The sequence below is a fragment of the uncultured Senegalimassilia sp. genome (assembly GCF_934632265.1).
Taxonomy (GTDB): domain Bacteria; phylum Actinomycetota; class Coriobacteriia; order Coriobacteriales; family Eggerthellaceae; genus Senegalimassilia.
Genome location: NZ_CAKTYH010000042.1, coordinates 1 through 14564 on the forward strand (window position 1 = coordinate 1; position 14564 = coordinate 14564).

Below are 14564 nucleotides of genomic sequence, written 5' to 3' on the forward strand. Positions count from 1 at the left end.
TCGCCTCGTAGGCGGCTTCCCGTTCGGCGCAGTGCCTGTCCCAGGCGAGCGCGCCGCCGTATCGGTCGCACATCACCAGACCGCCTTCCAGCCGTTGCGCGAGAGCGCGTCCATCTCGCCTATAGGCTCGTCTGCCAGCAGGTAGCACCAACGGCCCCGCGAGTGCTGCGGGAGCGCCGGGGCGATATCGGAATCCCTGCCGTCGTTGAACCAGAACCAGAGCCTGTGGCTCTCGACGGCCCCATGGTGCAAAAGCCGCCCGTCGGCGTCCTTCAGGTTGTTCCCGAAGCCGCACAGATGGATCACGGGGCCGTCCGCTCCGCCCAGGGAGCGCGGGACGACGTGATGCCCCTCGGGGTGCGGTCTGCCGCAGATGGCGCACCATCCCGGCTTATGGGAAGGCCCCGCCATGTTGTGCCGGTTGTATCGGCTCATGTACTCGGTCACCGGCTTCCACCGCCTATCTGCTCGTCGGTGAACGTGTCGTAGCACGTCGGGCATTCCCATTTCGCCGTCTGCTTGTTCCGGTACAGCTTCGATTGGCACAGAGGGCAAACCGGGTTCTTCGCCGCAACGGCGGGCGCGGCTCCAGCCGCTGCCGCGCCGCCTGTTGCGGGCAAGGTAGTAGTGCTTTTTAGAGCACTACTACCTTTTGTTTTGTTTTGTTTTGTTGGCATTGCGTTTTGCTTGCCGCCGCTTTGCGCTCGCTTATGCGGTCGCTTTGCGTCCGCATTCTCCCATCGCGCTTTAGCGGATGACCTGGCCTTTTCGCTTTTGGCCTTGTACGTTTCGATGTTTTGGGCGGCTCGCGGCGAGATGATTTCGCCGCTGTCGGGATTCTGCTCGAAAAGCCCTATCGAAACCATGGCCGAAACCCACGTTTTCAGCTCGTCTTCGCCGGTGCATAACGTGTGGCAATGCACCCGCAATGCGCCCGCATCGCAAACGCATATGCCGCGCTCGTCGCGGTGCATCTGCTCGAGCAGGTACCAATACGCATCGACCGCCGCGCCGCCCATCTCTAGCCGCAGCTGCATCACTTTGGGGTCGGTTGCGGCGGTGGTCGAATGGTCGAAGTACATCAAAACGTCTCCACCTCGCCCTCTGGCGCATGCGGCTGCATTGAATCGACCACCCGCACGGCTTCCTCGATATCGCCCAGGCTGAACGATTCGGGCGGCTTTCCGATCGCCGCGCCCACGTGCTCCATGGCATCTCGCACCGACACGCCTCGCGACTTCGCGCGGACTAGCGCCGCGCGATACTTGTCCATCTGGTTTTGCGGCGGCTGTCGCGGCACCTGCCGAGGCGGCATCGCGGCGTTCTGGCCGTCGTCGTCCTCATCGCCGCATATGCCCCAGTCGATGCTCGCAAGCTGGCGCTTGGCGTACGTGAGCATGCTGCCGTTGCTCTGGGGGTTCGGCACGAACTGCACCGGGTAATCGGACAGGTGCAGCGCATCGCCGGCGCCCACGACCTCGCTAACCAGAACGGCTTCGCCGTTCTCGAGCTTCACGCGCTGGGCGTAGGCTATGCCGTGCTTGGCGCACGCCTTGCGGATGCACCCCTGCACCGCCGCCAAGGTCGCATAGCGGCTCTTGTAGTGCGGGTTGGCGCCGTCCAGCTCGGGCTGCTTCACGTCGCACCACGCCGCCGCGTAGCGTTCCTGCAAGCTGGGATTCTCGCTCATACCGCAAGCCTCGCCATCTTGCGCTCGGAAACGCCGAGGGAGACCATCAGGCGCTTGACCTGCTCCGCCTGGGACTCCGTGCCCACGAACGAGAACGAGTACCTGCAAAGCGGCTCGGCTGGCGCCTGCGGGGCGCTCTCGCGCGGCTGCGGGGCCGGATTGGGCTGCGGGGCGGCATCCGGTGCCAAAACCTTCTCGCGGAGCGCACGCGCCGCCTCTGCGTGCGCAGCGGCGGCGGCTTCGGCGTCGCGCAGCCGCTTGTCCTCGGCGAGGGCCGCCCGCACGTCAAGGGTGCGGCAATAAGCCGCATCGGCCTCCACGGGGTGCGCAAGCCCTGCCCCCGCGATTTCATCGCGGTCGCGCACGGCCTGCACCACCATGTCATCGAGCGTGTTGCACGCCTTGTTCCCCGCCCATTGCTTTTGCATCAGCTTGGGTTCGGCCCCGATAAACACGTCCAGCGTTATCAGCTCGACGAGCGAGGGGGCAACGGATTCGTACTCCCCCTGCAGGAGCGAGCGCCGGGCTTCGGCCCAGAGCCTGTCGGCTTCGGCGATTTGCTCGCCGGTCTTGTCGTACACCGATTTCAACCGGTCGCGCAGGTCGTTCAAAGCCCCGTCCGCTTCCGACAAGGCGGCTTTCACGTCCTTGTCCATGGCCTTGCGCTTGTCGTTGATGGCGTTCGCCGCCTTGTTGATGTCGGCGCGAAGCCCGCGAAGCTGCTTGACCTGCTCCTTGTCGGCCGGGTTGATTTCCACGCCCCCGAAAAACCGCTCCACGTTCGCCACGAACTGCTCGATGGCGTCGAGGTTGCCGATTTTCGCCGTCGGCAGCGTGTAGGCGATGGCCGGCTCCGGCACCTTGGCCAGGTTCGCCGGCTCCACCACCTCGGCATGCACTTCCTCAGCGTTCACCTTCGCTCTCCTTCCAATGTCACGATCACGCGGGGGTCCGCCTTGTTGACCCGGTACAGGTCGGGCAGGTTCCCCGCTATCCATCTCCAGTTGTCGTTCTTGAGGACCCCGCTCACCACGAGCGCGTCCAGGATGTACTTCTTGGCGCTGCTGATGTTGTCCTTGTCCCGCCGCATGTCAGGCTCCACCCACTCGAAGGACACCAGCACGGGCGGCTTCATGGGAACAAGGCGTGCGGCCTTGATCGCCATCAGCACGCGCGCCTGGGCCTCTTTCTTGGCGGACGCCCCGGCGTAGGGGTTGGAGCGGCAGCTGCGCGTGTACTCGTTGAGGCTGGGCAGCTTGCCCGGAATCTCGAAGCGTTGAATCATGACGCGCTCGCATCCTCGGCCTCTACTGCCGATTTCGCGTCCTTCCACGTATCGGCCAGAAAGAACGTCGAGGGGTTGACGATTTCGTGCCACCGCTCTACGAGGTCTATTTCGTCGACGTCCGATTTCCTGAAGTTGATGCATCGCGCCAGCTTCGGCCGGAGCATCACCATGTAGCGCGAGAGCACGCTGTATAGGTTGTGGTCGCGCCTCAGCTCGCGCGCGTCGGTGATGGGGATTCCGCGCCGCCGGGCGGCATCGTAGATGTTGTCCCGCTGGAAGCTGCCGTTTCCCCGCTCGGCCTCGATGTGGGCCAGATGCATGATCTTGCGGAACAGCGCGGGGTTCTCGCGAATCCAGAGGCATGCGCGGTCCACCTTGTCCCGCGGAGCCTGCGCGCTCACCTGCCGACCTCGCACATCTGGGATTGCGCGTAGTGCACGCCGCGCTCGTATCCGCGGTTGTACGCGGTCACCGAGCAGAACACGACCGCGAGGGCCAGCAGGAGCATCACGATGCCCATGAACCCCGCCCAAATCTCGTCCCCGGTGAGGTCCGAGCCGAGCAGGTGATATACTTTCCCCGGCTTCTCTGCCGTTTGCGCGTCACTTTTCCAGGGTCGGCGCGCATTCTTTTTTTCTTCGGGGCGGCTCTTCGCCGCCTGGTTGCCTGTTCGCATGTATCCTCCTAACGAAAATCGATGCGGCGGGCTGTATGTCCGCCGCATAAATCGGCTCCGGCACGCTCACGGTCGCGTTTCCGACCTCGAACGTGCCGGGGGCAAACGCCATCGGCTTGTCTTCCATGGCATATGTCCTTTCCTCTGCTTCTCTCATGCCGAATCAGGCCGAGGGAGGTCATGGCGGGTCAGCTCCCCGCTCGCGCCCTTGGCGGCCTTTCATCGGCTATTCGGTTCTCAAGGTGCTTCGCCCAAACAGGCGTGCGCGCGGCGGCGCACGGCCTTGGCACGGGGCGCGTTGCGGGATCGCGTTTCGCCGGAAGATTGCAACAGAACCGGCAATGACCGCATCGGGCCGCGCCCGGCCCAGATATCGTCCGCGAGGTCGCGCTTCAGGCCCAGAAAGGAGGGTTTGCCCTAGCCGCCACGCGCACGCCCGTTTGGGGATTGCGTACCGAGCAGGCACGGAGACGGCAGCAAACGCGTAAGCTGTCGGTTAGTTGTTGGGTAGGAGCATCGACAGGGAATCCCCGCCGCCCATGTACTGGGGCAGGACGCCGTCCCATTTCTCGATGAACATCTTCCGGAAGTTGCGCTCGTCCAGGCTGTCGGCCAGGACCTTGTTCGTCTGCGCCTGAATCTCGGCGGTCTCCTGCTCCACCTTCGCGGTGAGCTGGTCGCGCTCGGCAACCTTCTGGCGCTCGACCGCCGCCTTGTACTCATCGGGCAGCGTTACGTTCTTGATCTCGACGCTGACCACCTGGATGCCGTATGGTTCCAGGCGGTCCTGCACGGCCTTGAGCATCTCGGCGGAAAGCTCGTCGCGCTTCTCGATGGTCTCCTCGAGGGTGAACTTGGCGTTTGCGGCCTTGAACCCATCGGACAGAATCGGCGCCACGATGCCTTCCATGTGGTTGCCCAGGAACTTCGAATACAGCTCCTCGGCGCGCTCGGGGTCGACCACCACCTGAGCGGTAATCTCCTGCGTCACGGACTGGTTATCCTTGGATGCCGTCGAGTACTCGGCGGTCACCTGCTGCTGCGTGCAGTCGATTTTGTGGTAGCTGTCGACCGGCAGCTTCATGTGGATGCCTTGGCCTTCGGTGCCCACAACGTTTCCGAAGCGGGTCACCACCGCGACCTGGCCGGTGCCGACCACGCTGATGCACTTCAGGAGCAGGACCAGGACGACGACCGCGAGCACCGCAGCGGCGGCGATTCTGCCAGCACACAGCTTCTGGTCGGTGACCTCGTTACCATATCGGTCTTTGCGTGTAGTCTCTTTAACGAATAGCGACATGCGAACCTCCTTATAGTCGGCTGCTGCCGCCTCCGTGCCTGTTCGGTTTTCAAGGTGCGTTTCGAATCGGATAGAATGGATTGAGCTGTCACTACTGGGAAGGATTCCGCCATGCGCCCTATCTACGAGTTGACTTCGGACGAAGAGGAAACCCTCCGCTACCTCATCAACGCCTACGGGATGGGGCAAGATTTGCGAAACATAGTGGATTCGTGGCGATGGTCTGACTTCAAGAACGAAGATGCATCGCGCAGATTCGCCGATTGCAAGGGCCTTGCCGAATGCGGATTCCTCGAAATGGAGTTAGACGAATCAGGCGCGCTTGCTATTGACGGATTAACATCTGCTGGCCGCTGCTACTTCAAGGACAGAGCCGAACGACAACGCCGCGAGAGAAGGCTTCTTTGGAAGAACAAGGCGTTTCAAATCGGCCTTTCGGTCGCAACGCTCATTCTCAGCGCAACCTTGAGCATCATCGCAGGGGTCGCAATCCACTACATAACCGAGAACGGGTCGCTAGACGAATACGCAGAACAGATAAGCCGCGCATACCATCATCGCTACGGCGGGGATAGCCAAGCAGAAGGCGAAAAGCCCGCAGAGGATTCCGGCCAGGAAATCGTTCATGAAGAACGTCTTGCCGATAATCCAGTCGATGGGGCGATTGATTAGCGGCCCGCGCCTGCTTTCCGCCATCTGTTCCCGCACGAACTCGCGATCTTCTTCGCTCATGTCTTCCCTTCCCTACCTGTTGACCAGCCATCCGACTCCCAAGCCCACGAAGAACGCGACTGGGAGAATCAGAGATGCAATCAGCTCCATGTGGTGCCCCTTATGCCGCAGGATGCTTTTCTTCAGTTCCAGACAGCTCGCCAAGGCTGCAATCGAACAAATCTGCGAGCTTCCATGCACTTTCGAAAGACATGCCGCCTTTGCCAGATTCCCAATTCGCAATCGTGGCAACGTTGACATTGATGGCGTCCGCAACCTCGCGTTGCGTCATACGGTGCTTTGCGCGCATTGCGCGCATGTTGTCAGCCACTCTCATATCGCTGTATTTCGATTTCATGTATCCTCCTTTCTTTACGGCGATTTCCCGTAACGCAATTCAAATATAAGGGTGTGCGCCGTAATGTCAACAAATTTTTTCATATACACGTTGAATTTTTTAGGCATTTTCCCTAAAATTTGCGGTGCCGGCAAAGGAGGGTATGATGAAAACGCAACTTCAGACACTAAGAAGGCGAGCAGGTTTTAAGAGCGCAAAAGCGTTTGCCGAACATATCGGCATGGCGGTCGGAACGTATACAGACTACGAGCAGGGACGTCGCATGTTCACGCTAGAAAAGGCATGCGAATTCGCGAGTGAGCTAGGTTGCACGCTTGATGAGCTTGCCGGCCGCGCAACTCCCGAATCCGATAAACAGGACGAATTTGAGGATGAGCGCCAGGCGAACCTGAACGACTACTACGAGTCCATGGACGACGAGAGCAAGGCCGCCATAACCGAGACGGCCAGGATAATGAGCGGGAAGGAGTAGCGGGTAAGCTAATCTTGACGGTGGCAAACGGCGGCATTGGCCGACCGAACGGCAACAGTCATCCAATGCCCGCGCGCAATGACCCCGCCCTGACGTAGCTTTGAAACATGCGCCGATGGGAGCGCATTAAGTAACCCCAAAAGGAAGGAAGGGACAGAGATGGACGAGCAGAACAACGGAGCACAGGAGCCTACGCAGCAGCAGACCCAGCCGGTTACCCCGGCTCAGCCCGCCGCTCCGGCGAAGAAGAAGATGGGCAAAGGCAAGATTGCGGCAATCGTCGTAGGCGTGCTGTTCGTTTTCGGCATAATCGGCAGCATCGGTGGCAACAGCCAGACCGCGGCCAGCACAACGACGAACGACAAGCCAGCAGCGACCGAACAGGCCGCACCAGCCGAGCAGCAGGCGGCTACGGAGGAAAAGGCGCAGGAACCTGCCGCCGAGACCAAGACGGAAACCGCAGCGCCGAAGGCTGAGACCAAGCCCGCTGAGCCGCAGGCCACCACCTCGCAAAAGAACGCGCTGAAGAAGGCGAAGTCTTATCTCAATTATTCCGCGTTCTCCTACTCCGGCCTTATCGAGCAGCTTGAGTTCGAAGGCTTCTCCACCGAGGATGCAACCTATGGCGCAGACAACTGCGGCGCTGACTGGATGGTCCAAGCCGAGAAGAAGGCCAAGAAGTACCTCGACTACAGCTCGTTCTCTCACGCCGGTCTAGTAGAGCAGCTTGAGTTCGAAGGTTTCACGCCCGAGCAAGCCGAGCACGGCGCAACGAGCCAGGGCCTTTAGACAGCAGAAATCCCCGCGCATAAGGGCGGCAACCCTGCGCGGGGACTCTCAGAGAGCCAATCGAATACACGAAAGGCAAGGTGAATCATACCATGCTCGAATTGCCTGTGGGCAGGTACGTCATGTACCTCAGGAAATCGCGCGCCGACGAGGAGCGCGAGAGAAACGGCGAGTTCGAGACGCTGGGCAAGCATGAGCGCGAGTTGTCCGCGATGTGCCGCCGCATGGCGGTGCCGGTCGAGATGCCGCCGCTGCGCGAGCTGGTGAGCGGAGAGAGCATAGCGGCCAGGCCGCGATTCCAGGAGCTTATGGAGATGGTGCAGGCGCGCGAGCTTGCAGGCGTCGTGGTGCACGCCGTGGACAGGCTCGGGCGCGGTGACATGATGGAGTACGGCTACATCCTCTCCGCGTTCCAGTTCACGCGCACGCTCATAGTCACGCCCGGCAAGGTGTACGACCCGGCCGACCCCATCGACCTGCAGCAGCTTCAGCTTCAGATGTTCTTCGCCAACACCGAGATGACCGGCATCAAGCGCCGCATGAGGGAGGGCAAGGACCAGGCCGTGAGGGACGGCCAGTTCATAGCCGCGCACGCTCCGCTGGGATACGACAAGGTGCGCGACGCGCGCGGAATGAAGACGCTCGCGCCCAACGAATGGGCCGCGTGGGCGCGCCGGGCCTTCGAGTGGACGGCCGACCCGGCAACCTCCATGAGCGAGATATCACGCAGGTTGAAGGCGGCGGGCGTGCCCGGGCAGTGGGACCCGCAGAGGGTGAAGGTGCTCATACGCAACCCCGCGTACAAGGGCATGGTGTCGTGGAACGTGAGGGTGACCAAGATCAAGGGGCGCGACGGCATGACCATCGAGAAGTGCCATGCCAAGGGTGACGAGCCGATACTCGCCGACGGGCTGCACCCGGCCATCGTGGACGATGAGCTGTGGGACGCGGCGAACAGGCGCCTGAAGGCCGGCGAGTCGCACGCCAAGCGGTCGGCCCCGCTCAGGAACCCGCTCGCGGGAATCCTGCGATGCGCGAAATGCGGGCGCGCCATGGTGTACGCGAAGAGCGACCCGCGCCGGACGGGCCGCTGCTACGAATATGTTCGGCACCCGCTGAACCGCGCGTGCACGTGCCCTCCCGCCCCGCTCTCGCTCCTGGTCGGGCTTGTGTCGGAGTCACTGGAGAGCGCCGCGCTCGAATGCGAGGTCGCTGCAGAATCGGGCGAGGACCCGGCCAAGGCGCTGGAAGCCGAGCGCGAGGGCGTGGAATCGGCCATCGCCAAGGCTTCGGCGAAGGTCGAGCGCCTTGTTGAGCTTTACGTGTCGGGCGGCATGGACGCGCCCGAGTACGTTGAGCGGCGCCGCGACATGGACGCGCGAATCGCGGAGATGCGCGCCAGGCTCGACGAGCTGGCCCAGGAGCGGCCGGAGCCGCCCGAGGCCGTGGCCATGCGCCTCAAGGACATCATGCGGGCGCTGCGCGCCGATGACGTGCCGCCGAGCGACAAGAACGCCTTGCTCAGGGCGATGGTCGAGCGCATCGACTACGCCAACGACGCGGACGGGCGCGGGAAGCCGCAGGTGGCCATCACCATACACATGCGCAGGTAGCTACTTACCCATGACGTCGCGCCGCAGCTCGTCGTCGGTCATGCCCTCCCGGCGCTCGCGCTTCCATTTCGTTAGTGATGATTGATACCTCATTTGGATCAGCTCCAGCACCACCGCGAACACCATGGCGCAGTACACCATGAGCTTCTCCATGTGCATGTCGAGCACCTCGATGCCCGAGTTGATGCCCAGCGAATCGAAGAACAGCAGCAAACCGATGACCGTGATGAACACCAAGGCCAAGATCTTCATCTCCGTGTGCCTGTTGATGAAATCGGCGATGGCGTCGATGAACACCATCATGATGACGATGGCGAAGATGACCGCCATGACCATGATGATCAGGTGCTCGGCCAGGCCCACCGCGGTGATGACCGAATCGATGGAGAACACCAGGTCCATGACCATGATGGTGACGATGGCCTGGCCAAGCCCGATGCGGTGCAGCTCCTTGTGCTCGTCTGAGTGCGCTGCCTTCTCCTCGGTCAGGGCCAGCACGTCGCGAAGCTCATCGATGCCCTTGTAGATCAGGTACGAGCCGCCTGCCAACAGCACCAGGTCGCGCACGTTGAACGCGTGCTGGAAAAAGCCCAGGTCCATGGTGAACAGCGGCTTGGTCATGTGCACCAGATAGCTCGCGAAGCACAAGAAGATGCAGCGCGATATCATGGCGCCCAGCAAACCGAGCTTGCGGCCGATATGCTGATGCTCGGGCGCCAGGCGGTTGGTGGTGATGGAGATGAACACGATGTTGTCCACACCCAACACCACCTCCAAAAACATCAGCGTCAACAGGCTGATCCAAGCTTCGGGCGTGGCGAAGATGGAAAGATCCATTTTCATTGCTCCTTTACGTCGTTTCGTCCGATCCAAAGCGCGCCGGTGCAGATGGCGCGCAGTTTACCCCGTCTCCTCGGATGAGCAGCACAAAAAAAGACTCATGGCGCAACGCTGAGAAAACGTTGCGCCATGAGTCTTGCAATTTCAGGTACGCCAGACCGTTGCCGGCCACGATGTTGAACGCACCGCAGGTATGTCCTGCCAGCTACTCCCCCATGGGCATTCCGTAGGCTACCATGAGCGCCCCGTCGGGGCAATGCTATACTTACCCACGCACACAAACCGACTAAAAACCGACAGGCAGGTACCCATGTCGTTATTCCATCGCCATACCGATTATTCGATTGAGCAGGGCAACATACGTTATATGGACGGCTCTAGCCTTCTTCGCCCCATGGACATGCCGCAAAGCCAGCAAATCGTCATGGGAATCTTCGTCATCATCGCCGTCGTCATCGGCGTTCGCCTGGCAGCCGGCGCCATCACCGCGGTGAACGACTCGAACGCTCAAAGCCAGGCAAGCGTCGAGGAGAACCTCTCGCGGACCGTCAGCTACAACCTCCCCGTTCTTACGCAGTTAGCGGATATGGACGATCAGGCCATCCTGGATTCGCTCACCGCAGCCGGCTACACCGTGTATAACCAAACCGCCGAAGGCACCGCCGGTCTTGACCTGGTCAAGCTTCCCGAAGACGTCACCGTTGCCGATGCCGCGGCCATGTACGCGAAGGGCGTTGGCAGCCTTTCGGCATCTCAGGCGGCCCTGTTGCTCAACGGCAGCTGGACGCTTTCCGTCGACCGCTCCGACACTTTGAGCATGGCAGTGAAGTACGCCGACTTCTCATCAAGTTCGCTCGAAGCCGCTATCCAGGCAGCTATCGCCGCCGAGGGATTCGAAGCGTCCGGCGCATCCATGGACACCGACGAAGTGGGCAACACCTTCCAAACCGGCACCGTCGTTGTAGATGACGTCACCTACACCTGGCGCGTGTCCGCGGCCCCCCTGTCCGACAAGTACGACATCAAGGGTCTGCCGAGCACCGCGGCATACGTGGGCATCCGCCTGACGGCCATGTAAGGCGGCCTACGTGCAACAAGACACCCCGAAGATCGCCAAGCGCCGCTCACGCGAGGAGAAGACCATCTCGCAGATGGTGGCGCTCTATTGCGCCGGCAATCACGAACCCGCCAGCAGAACCGAAACCGCCGTATGCGGCGAAGCCGTGTGCCCGGAATGCGCCCAGCTTGATGAATATGCGGCGCAGCGCACGCGCCGCTGCCGCAAGATACACGTGAAGACCAGCTGCGATGCCTGCGAGAACCACTGTTACAAGCCGGAAATGCGCGAACGCATCCGTCTGGTGATGCGCTACAGCGGTCCCCGCATGATCAAGAAGCACCCCATTGCCGCTATCAGGCATTTGCTTGGGAAATAATCGAACGGCCATGCGATTGCATGGCCGTTTTCCTTATGCGCGACGATAAAGTGCGACTATCCCCTAGGGTGCGCTCTATGGTGCTCGGCGCCTAAACGCTCGGGAGTGGTATGCGTGTAGATTTGCGTGGTAGACAAGCTGGCGTGCCCGAGCATCTCCTGAACGCTGCGCAAGTCGGCGCCTCCGGCCAACACATCGGTGGCGAAGGTGTGGCGCAGGTCATGCGGCGTGATGGTGGACGGGAGCCCCGCAGCGGCAAGCGCCTGCTTGAACATCTTGCGCATCGCATCGGTTCCCATCTGGTTCCCGCGCGTTGAAACGAAGAAGTACGGGCATTCCTTGTCCTTGACAAGCTGAGGACGCGCGAACAGCAGGTACGTGCGCATGCTCGAAAGCGCAAGATCATGCAAAGGCACGATGCGCTCCTTGGACCCCTTGCCAAGCACGCGGCATTGGCCCTGATCGAAATCCACCGCGGAAAGCAGCAACCCGGAAGCCTCCGACACGCGCGCGCCGCATGCGTACAAGAACTCGAGCAACGCTTGATTTCGCATCTCGGAAGGCGTTCGCCCGTCATACCCTTGGGAATCAAGGCGTTTGCCGTACACGCCCAGCAGCGCGGCGACGTCTTGAGGACGCAGATGATGCGGCAGGCGTTTCGGCTGCTTGGGACCCGAAAGCGCGCTGGCGGGGTCTTCGGACACGACCCCGTTCACGTTAAGCCACTGGAAGAAGGTCCGCACGGCAGACAGCCTGCGATTGACCGTGGCTCGCGAGTACTGCGCCTGCTCAAGCTGGCTCAAGTACCGGCGAAGCTGCCTGTGGGTGGGATGCAGCCCATCGACGCGGGCACGCTTGGCCCATCGGGCGAAATCCAGCAGATCGATCCGATACGCGCGCAGAGTGTTCTCGGAAGGGTTTCGCTCGATTCGCCATGATTCGATGAAGCGTCCGATGGCCGCGTACAGGCTTGCGTCAACGTCCTTGGGCGCTTCATCACTGCAGTCAGGTTCGGCCTTAGGCGCCATGCCCGACGGCTTTCCCGGCGCAGCCCAACAGCCCGCAAGCGCGCAAATCGCCGCAATAGCGTTCAAGGGCTTCAGAACCGCGCTCGGCATAGGCGGCATAGCGCTGCCCCTTGTTGCGGATGCGCTGAGCAAGCGGCGGCATAATGCCGAAGTTCACATGCATGGGCTGGTAATCAACGGTATCGGGACTGGTGGCGTAAGCCAGCAATGCGCCGAACGCCGTTTCCGCCGGCAGTTGCGGGGCTTGCACGCCGCCGAGCAGCGCGGCAACATGAATCGCCGCATGCAGTCCAGAGCGGATAGCCTCGCAATAGCCCTCGGTGCCCGCCAGCTGGCCGGCCACGAACACGGGCACGTCAACGTCTCCAGTGCTTTTAAGCCTCAGTTCGGGCGTCAGCAGCTTCGGCGCGTTGATGAACGTGTTGCGGTGCATGACGCCAAAGCGCGCGAACTCGGCCTGCTCCAAGCCGGGAATCATGCGGAACACGCGTTTTTGCTCGGGAAACGTCAAGTTGGTTTGGAAGCCGACCAGATTATAGCTTTCCCCATGGGCATCCTCGGCGCGCAGCTGCAACGCCGCCCACGGGCGCCTGCCCGTGGCAGGATCGGTCAAGCCGACGGGCTTGAGCGTGCCGAAGCGGGGCGCATCGACGCCCTTGCGCGCGATCTCCTCGATAGGCTGGCAAGCCTGGAACAGGTCGCGCGTTTCGAATTCGCGACGGATCACGCGATCGGCGCCGACCAGCTGCTCGATGAACGCCTCGTATTCCTCGCGCGAAAACGGCGCGTTCAGGTAGTCTCCAACCTGGCCGCCCGCATCCTCGTAGCGGCTTTGACGGAACAGCTTGCCCATGTCCAGCGAATCGGCCATGACGATGGGAGCCGCCGCATCGTAGAACGCCATATGATCAGACCCCGTGATCTGGACCAGGGATTCAGCCAACGCATCCGAGGTCAACGGACCGGTCGCCAAGATAACGGCATCGGCGCCCTCGCAGGCCTGCTGCACCGAGCATATCTCGGCATGCTCCAAGGAAATGCCCGAATGCTCCTGAATGCGCTTCGTGATCTGCTCCGCGAACGCCTCGCGATCGACTGCAAGGGCGCCGCCGGCTGCCACGGCGTTATCAAGGGCCGCGGCATGCACCTGCGACCCAAGCGCGGCCAGCTCGGCCTTCAGCATGCCAGCCGCGCTTTCCGGCTTCGTGCTCTTAAGGCTGTTAGAGCACACAAGTTCGGCGCATAGGCCGGTTTTGTGCACGGGCGTGCCCTTTTCAGGGCGCATTTCCACAAGGCGGACCGAGAACCCTCGGTCCGCTAGCTGCAAGGCCGCCTCGCTTCCCGCAAGACCGGCTCCGATGATTGAGATTTGTTTCAAAGTATCCATGCGCCATAGCATACCAGACGCTAGCCCATTGGCCCCCAACGCCCATCAGGATAACGCGCGAACGAACCCGCTTGCTCGCCAACCGCCAGCCGTTCCATCAACCAAGGACGCGCATCTCGGTTGCCGCAGTGCTCGCACGCCAGCTCGAAAAGCTGTTCCATGCCCAACGGCTCCGCTTGCAGCGCGGCAGTGAGAGGGTCTGCAGCCACGCGGCCCGCACCGCGCGCGCCCTTCGGCCCCCTCGATTCACTCCGTCCCCCTTCCCCGACCAGCCCGTGGGCATCCTGGATTTTCAAGCAACCGAACACGCTGAACAGCACATCGGAAAACGATTCGTCGTCTACCACGGGCGTTGCACCTTGCACGAGCAGACGGTTCGCCCCCTTCGAGGAAGCCGAGTTGATGGCACCGGGCACCACCAGCACATCACGGCCTGCAGCAAGCGCCTCATCAGCAGTGGAGAAGGTCCCCGAGGGCAAACCCGCCTCCACGATAAGCGTCGCCCGTGCCAGACCCGCGATAAGCCGGTTCCGCGTTCGGAACTGCTGGGGCAAGGCTGGCGCATCCCAAGCGTGCTCGGAGACCACCGCCCCGCCGGACAGCGCGATCCGCTCGAATAGCCCCGCATGCTCTCGAGGGTAGGGCACATCGCAACCGCCGCCTAGAAACACCACCGTGGGCGCGCCTGCGGAAAGCGCCGCCTCATGCGCTGCCGCATCGCATCCACGAGCGCCACCGGATATCACCGCGATGCCCCGCTCGGCCGCAAGACGGGCGAAGCGCTTCGCCGCGCCGGTGCCATACGGCGTTGCCTTACGTGCCCCCACCACGGCTAGCCCTTCCGTAAGCGCTTCGGGGTCGCCGAGCACATAGAGACGCTTCGGCGGTCGCGGAATGGTGCGCAAAGCAGCGGGGAACCTTGGGTCATCGGGCAGCAGCACCGTCCTCATTCCTGCCAACCGCATACCCTGCCCCT

General features: G+C 62.1%; 19 protein-coding genes. 6 read left to right on the top strand and 13 right to left on the bottom strand.

From position 1 onward, the window contains the following. Window positions 1-72: 72 nt before the first annotated feature. The 8 genes from Q0H50_RS04510 to Q0H50_RS04545 all read right to left on the bottom strand — a co-directional run bounded on the left by Q0H50_RS04510 (window position 73) and on the right by Q0H50_RS04545 (window position 4954). Complete coding sequence (locus Q0H50_RS04510) at window positions 73-447, bottom strand: hypothetical protein (protein ID WP_294419804.1); 375 nt, start codon at window positions 445-447, stop codon at window positions 73-75. Then, a complete protein-coding gene (locus Q0H50_RS04515) occupies window positions 444-1082 on the bottom strand; it encodes a Lin1244/Lin1753 domain-containing protein (protein WP_294363177.1) in 639 nt (212 codons plus the stop codon). Before Q0H50_RS04515 ends, Q0H50_RS04510 begins: the two co-directional genes overlap by 4 nt. Further along, window positions 1082-1690 carry an ERF family protein gene (locus Q0H50_RS04520; protein ID WP_294363179.1) on the bottom strand — a complete coding sequence of 203 codons (609 nt, stop codon included), beginning with the start codon at window positions 1688-1690 and terminating at the stop codon, window positions 1082-1084. Before Q0H50_RS04520 ends, Q0H50_RS04515 begins: the two co-directional genes overlap by 1 nt. Continuing rightward, a complete protein-coding gene (locus tag Q0H50_RS04525; RefSeq protein ID WP_294419806.1) occupies window positions 1687-2604 on the bottom strand; it encodes a DUF1351 domain-containing protein in 918 nt (305 codons plus the stop codon). Before Q0H50_RS04525 ends, Q0H50_RS04520 begins: the two co-directional genes overlap by 4 nt. Then, window positions 2601-2975: a hypothetical protein gene (locus tag Q0H50_RS04530; protein WP_294363184.1), complete on the bottom strand. Its 375-nt coding sequence runs from the start codon at window positions 2973-2975 to the stop codon at window positions 2601-2603. Before Q0H50_RS04530 ends, Q0H50_RS04525 begins: the two co-directional genes overlap by 4 nt. Further along, the gene (locus Q0H50_RS04535; RefSeq protein WP_294363186.1) at window positions 2972-3379 is read right to left on the bottom strand and encodes a hypothetical protein; all 408 of its coding nucleotides are present in this window, start codon (window positions 3377-3379) and stop codon (window positions 2972-2974) included. The genes Q0H50_RS04530 and Q0H50_RS04535 overlap by 4 nt, the downstream gene beginning before the upstream one ends. After that, the gene (locus Q0H50_RS04540; protein ID WP_294363188.1) at window positions 3376-3654 is read right to left on the bottom strand and encodes a hypothetical protein; all 279 of its coding nucleotides are present in this window, start codon (window positions 3652-3654) and stop codon (window positions 3376-3378) included. The genes Q0H50_RS04535 and Q0H50_RS04540 overlap by 4 nt, the downstream gene beginning before the upstream one ends. 496 nt (window positions 3655-4150) lie before the next feature. Then, on the bottom strand, window positions 4151-4954 hold the full coding sequence (locus Q0H50_RS04545) for a prohibitin family protein (RefSeq protein WP_294419808.1): 804 nt from the start codon (window positions 4952-4954) through the stop codon (window positions 4151-4153). Between the two features lie 111 nt (window positions 4955-5065). On the opposite strand from Q0H50_RS04545, the gene Q0H50_RS04550 reads away from it, so the two are divergent. After that, on the top strand, window positions 5066-5626 hold the full coding sequence (locus Q0H50_RS04550) for a hypothetical protein (RefSeq protein ID WP_294419810.1): 561 nt from the start codon (window positions 5066-5068) through the stop codon (window positions 5624-5626). A 160-nt stretch (window positions 5627-5786) separates the two neighbouring features. Here Q0H50_RS04550 and Q0H50_RS04555 read toward each other — a convergent pair whose 3' ends face one another. Further along, the gene (locus Q0H50_RS04555; protein WP_294419812.1) at window positions 5787-6023 is read right to left on the bottom strand and encodes a helix-turn-helix transcriptional regulator; all 237 of its coding nucleotides are present in this window, start codon (window positions 6021-6023) and stop codon (window positions 5787-5789) included. A gap of 145 nt (window positions 6024-6168) precedes the next feature. Here Q0H50_RS04555 and Q0H50_RS04560 point away from each other — a divergent pair, with 145 nt between their 5' ends. The 3 genes from Q0H50_RS04560 to Q0H50_RS04570 all read left to right on the top strand — a co-directional run bounded on the left by Q0H50_RS04560 (window position 6169) and on the right by Q0H50_RS04570 (window position 8897). Next, window positions 6169-6495: a helix-turn-helix transcriptional regulator gene (locus Q0H50_RS04560; RefSeq protein ID WP_294419826.1), complete on the top strand. Its 327-nt coding sequence runs from the start codon at window positions 6169-6171 to the stop codon at window positions 6493-6495. A 159-nt stretch (window positions 6496-6654) separates the two neighbouring features. Further along, window positions 6655-7284: an Ltp family lipoprotein gene (locus Q0H50_RS04565; RefSeq protein WP_294363014.1), complete on the top strand. Its 630-nt coding sequence runs from the start codon at window positions 6655-6657 to the stop codon at window positions 7282-7284. Between the two features lie 92 nt (window positions 7285-7376). Continuing rightward, window positions 7377-8897 (top strand): recombinase family protein, encoded by a 1521-nt coding sequence (locus Q0H50_RS04570; RefSeq protein WP_294419814.1) that lies wholly within the window; start codon window positions 7377-7379, stop codon window positions 8895-8897. Here the strand turns inward: Q0H50_RS04570 and Q0H50_RS04575 are convergent, their stop codons facing one another. Continuing rightward, entirely contained in the window at window positions 8898-9734 is an 837-nt protein-coding gene (locus Q0H50_RS04575) for a TerC family protein (protein ID WP_294419815.1), read from the bottom strand. It abuts the gene before it with no gap. Between the two features lie 313 nt (window positions 9735-10047). Between Q0H50_RS04575 and Q0H50_RS04580 the strand changes: the two genes are divergently transcribed. Further along, the gene (locus Q0H50_RS04580; RefSeq protein ID WP_294419818.1) at window positions 10048-10815 is read left to right on the top strand and encodes a hypothetical protein; all 768 of its coding nucleotides are present in this window, start codon (window positions 10048-10050) and stop codon (window positions 10813-10815) included. 10 nt (window positions 10816-10825) lie between these two features. After that, window positions 10826-11173 (top strand): nitrous oxide-stimulated promoter family protein, encoded by a 348-nt coding sequence (locus Q0H50_RS04585; protein ID WP_294419819.1) that lies wholly within the window; start codon window positions 10826-10828, stop codon window positions 11171-11173. A 56-nt stretch (window positions 11174-11229) separates the two neighbouring features. Here the strand turns inward: Q0H50_RS04585 and Q0H50_RS04590 are convergent, their stop codons facing one another. The 3 genes from Q0H50_RS04590 to dprA form a co-directional block, all read right to left on the bottom strand. Beyond that, complete coding sequence (locus Q0H50_RS04590; protein WP_294419820.1) at window positions 11230-12201, bottom strand: tyrosine recombinase; 972 nt, start codon at window positions 12199-12201, stop codon at window positions 11230-11232. Beyond that, the gene (trmFO, locus tag Q0H50_RS04595) at window positions 12191-13579 is read right to left on the bottom strand and encodes a methylenetetrahydrofolate--tRNA-(uracil(54)-C(5))-methyltransferase (FADH(2)-oxidizing) TrmFO (RefSeq protein ID WP_294419821.1); all 1389 of its coding nucleotides are present in this window, start codon (window positions 13577-13579) and stop codon (window positions 12191-12193) included. The genes Q0H50_RS04590 and trmFO overlap by 11 nt, the downstream gene beginning before the upstream one ends. 29 nt (window positions 13580-13608) lie before the next feature. Beyond that, window positions 13609-14564, bottom strand: a 956-nt coding sequence (dprA, locus tag Q0H50_RS04600) for a DNA-processing protein DprA (protein ID WP_294419824.1), incomplete at its 5' end; no start/stop codon positions are given.

Excerpts from the sequence above, each read along its gene's own strand:
- Q0H50_RS04515 (WP_294363177.1), bottom strand. The coding sequence starts at position 1,082 with ATGTACTTCGACCATTCGACCACCGCCGCAACCGACCCCAAAGTGATG.
- Q0H50_RS04520 (WP_294363179.1), bottom strand. The coding sequence starts at position 1,690 with ATGAGCGAGAATCCCAGCTTGCAGGAACGCTACGCGGCGGCGTGGTGC.
- Q0H50_RS04530 (WP_294363184.1), bottom strand. The coding sequence starts at position 2,975 with ATGATTCAACGCTTCGAGATTCCGGGCAAGCTGCCCAGCCTCAACGAG.
- Q0H50_RS04540 (WP_294363188.1), bottom strand. The coding sequence starts at position 3,654 with ATGCGAACAGGCAACCAGGCGGCGAAGAGCCGCCCCGAAGAAAAAAAG.
- Q0H50_RS04545 (WP_294419808.1), bottom strand. The coding sequence starts at position 4,954 with ATGTCGCTATTCGTTAAAGAGACTACACGCAAAGACCGATATGGTAAC.
- Q0H50_RS04550 (WP_294419810.1), top strand. The coding sequence starts at position 5,066 with ATGCGCCCTATCTACGAGTTGACTTCGGACGAAGAGGAAACCCTCCGC.
- Q0H50_RS04555 (WP_294419812.1), bottom strand. The coding sequence starts at position 6,023 with ATGAAATCGAAATACAGCGATATGAGAGTGGCTGACAACATGCGCGCA.
- Q0H50_RS04560 (WP_294419826.1), top strand. The coding sequence starts at position 6,169 with ATGAAAACGCAACTTCAGACACTAAGAAGGCGAGCAGGTTTTAAGAGC.
- Q0H50_RS04565 (WP_294363014.1), top strand. The coding sequence starts at position 6,655 with ATGGACGAGCAGAACAACGGAGCACAGGAGCCTACGCAGCAGCAGACC.
- Q0H50_RS04570 (WP_294419814.1), top strand. The coding sequence starts at position 7,377 with ATGCTCGAATTGCCTGTGGGCAGGTACGTCATGTACCTCAGGAAATCG.
- Q0H50_RS04575 (WP_294419815.1), bottom strand. The coding sequence starts at position 9,734 with ATGGATCTTTCCATCTTCGCCACGCCCGAAGCTTGGATCAGCCTGTTG.
- Q0H50_RS04580 (WP_294419818.1), top strand. The coding sequence starts at position 10,048 with ATGTCGTTATTCCATCGCCATACCGATTATTCGATTGAGCAGGGCAAC.
- Q0H50_RS04590 (WP_294419820.1), bottom strand. The coding sequence starts at position 12,201 with ATGGCGCCTAAGGCCGAACCTGACTGCAGTGATGAAGCGCCCAAGGAC.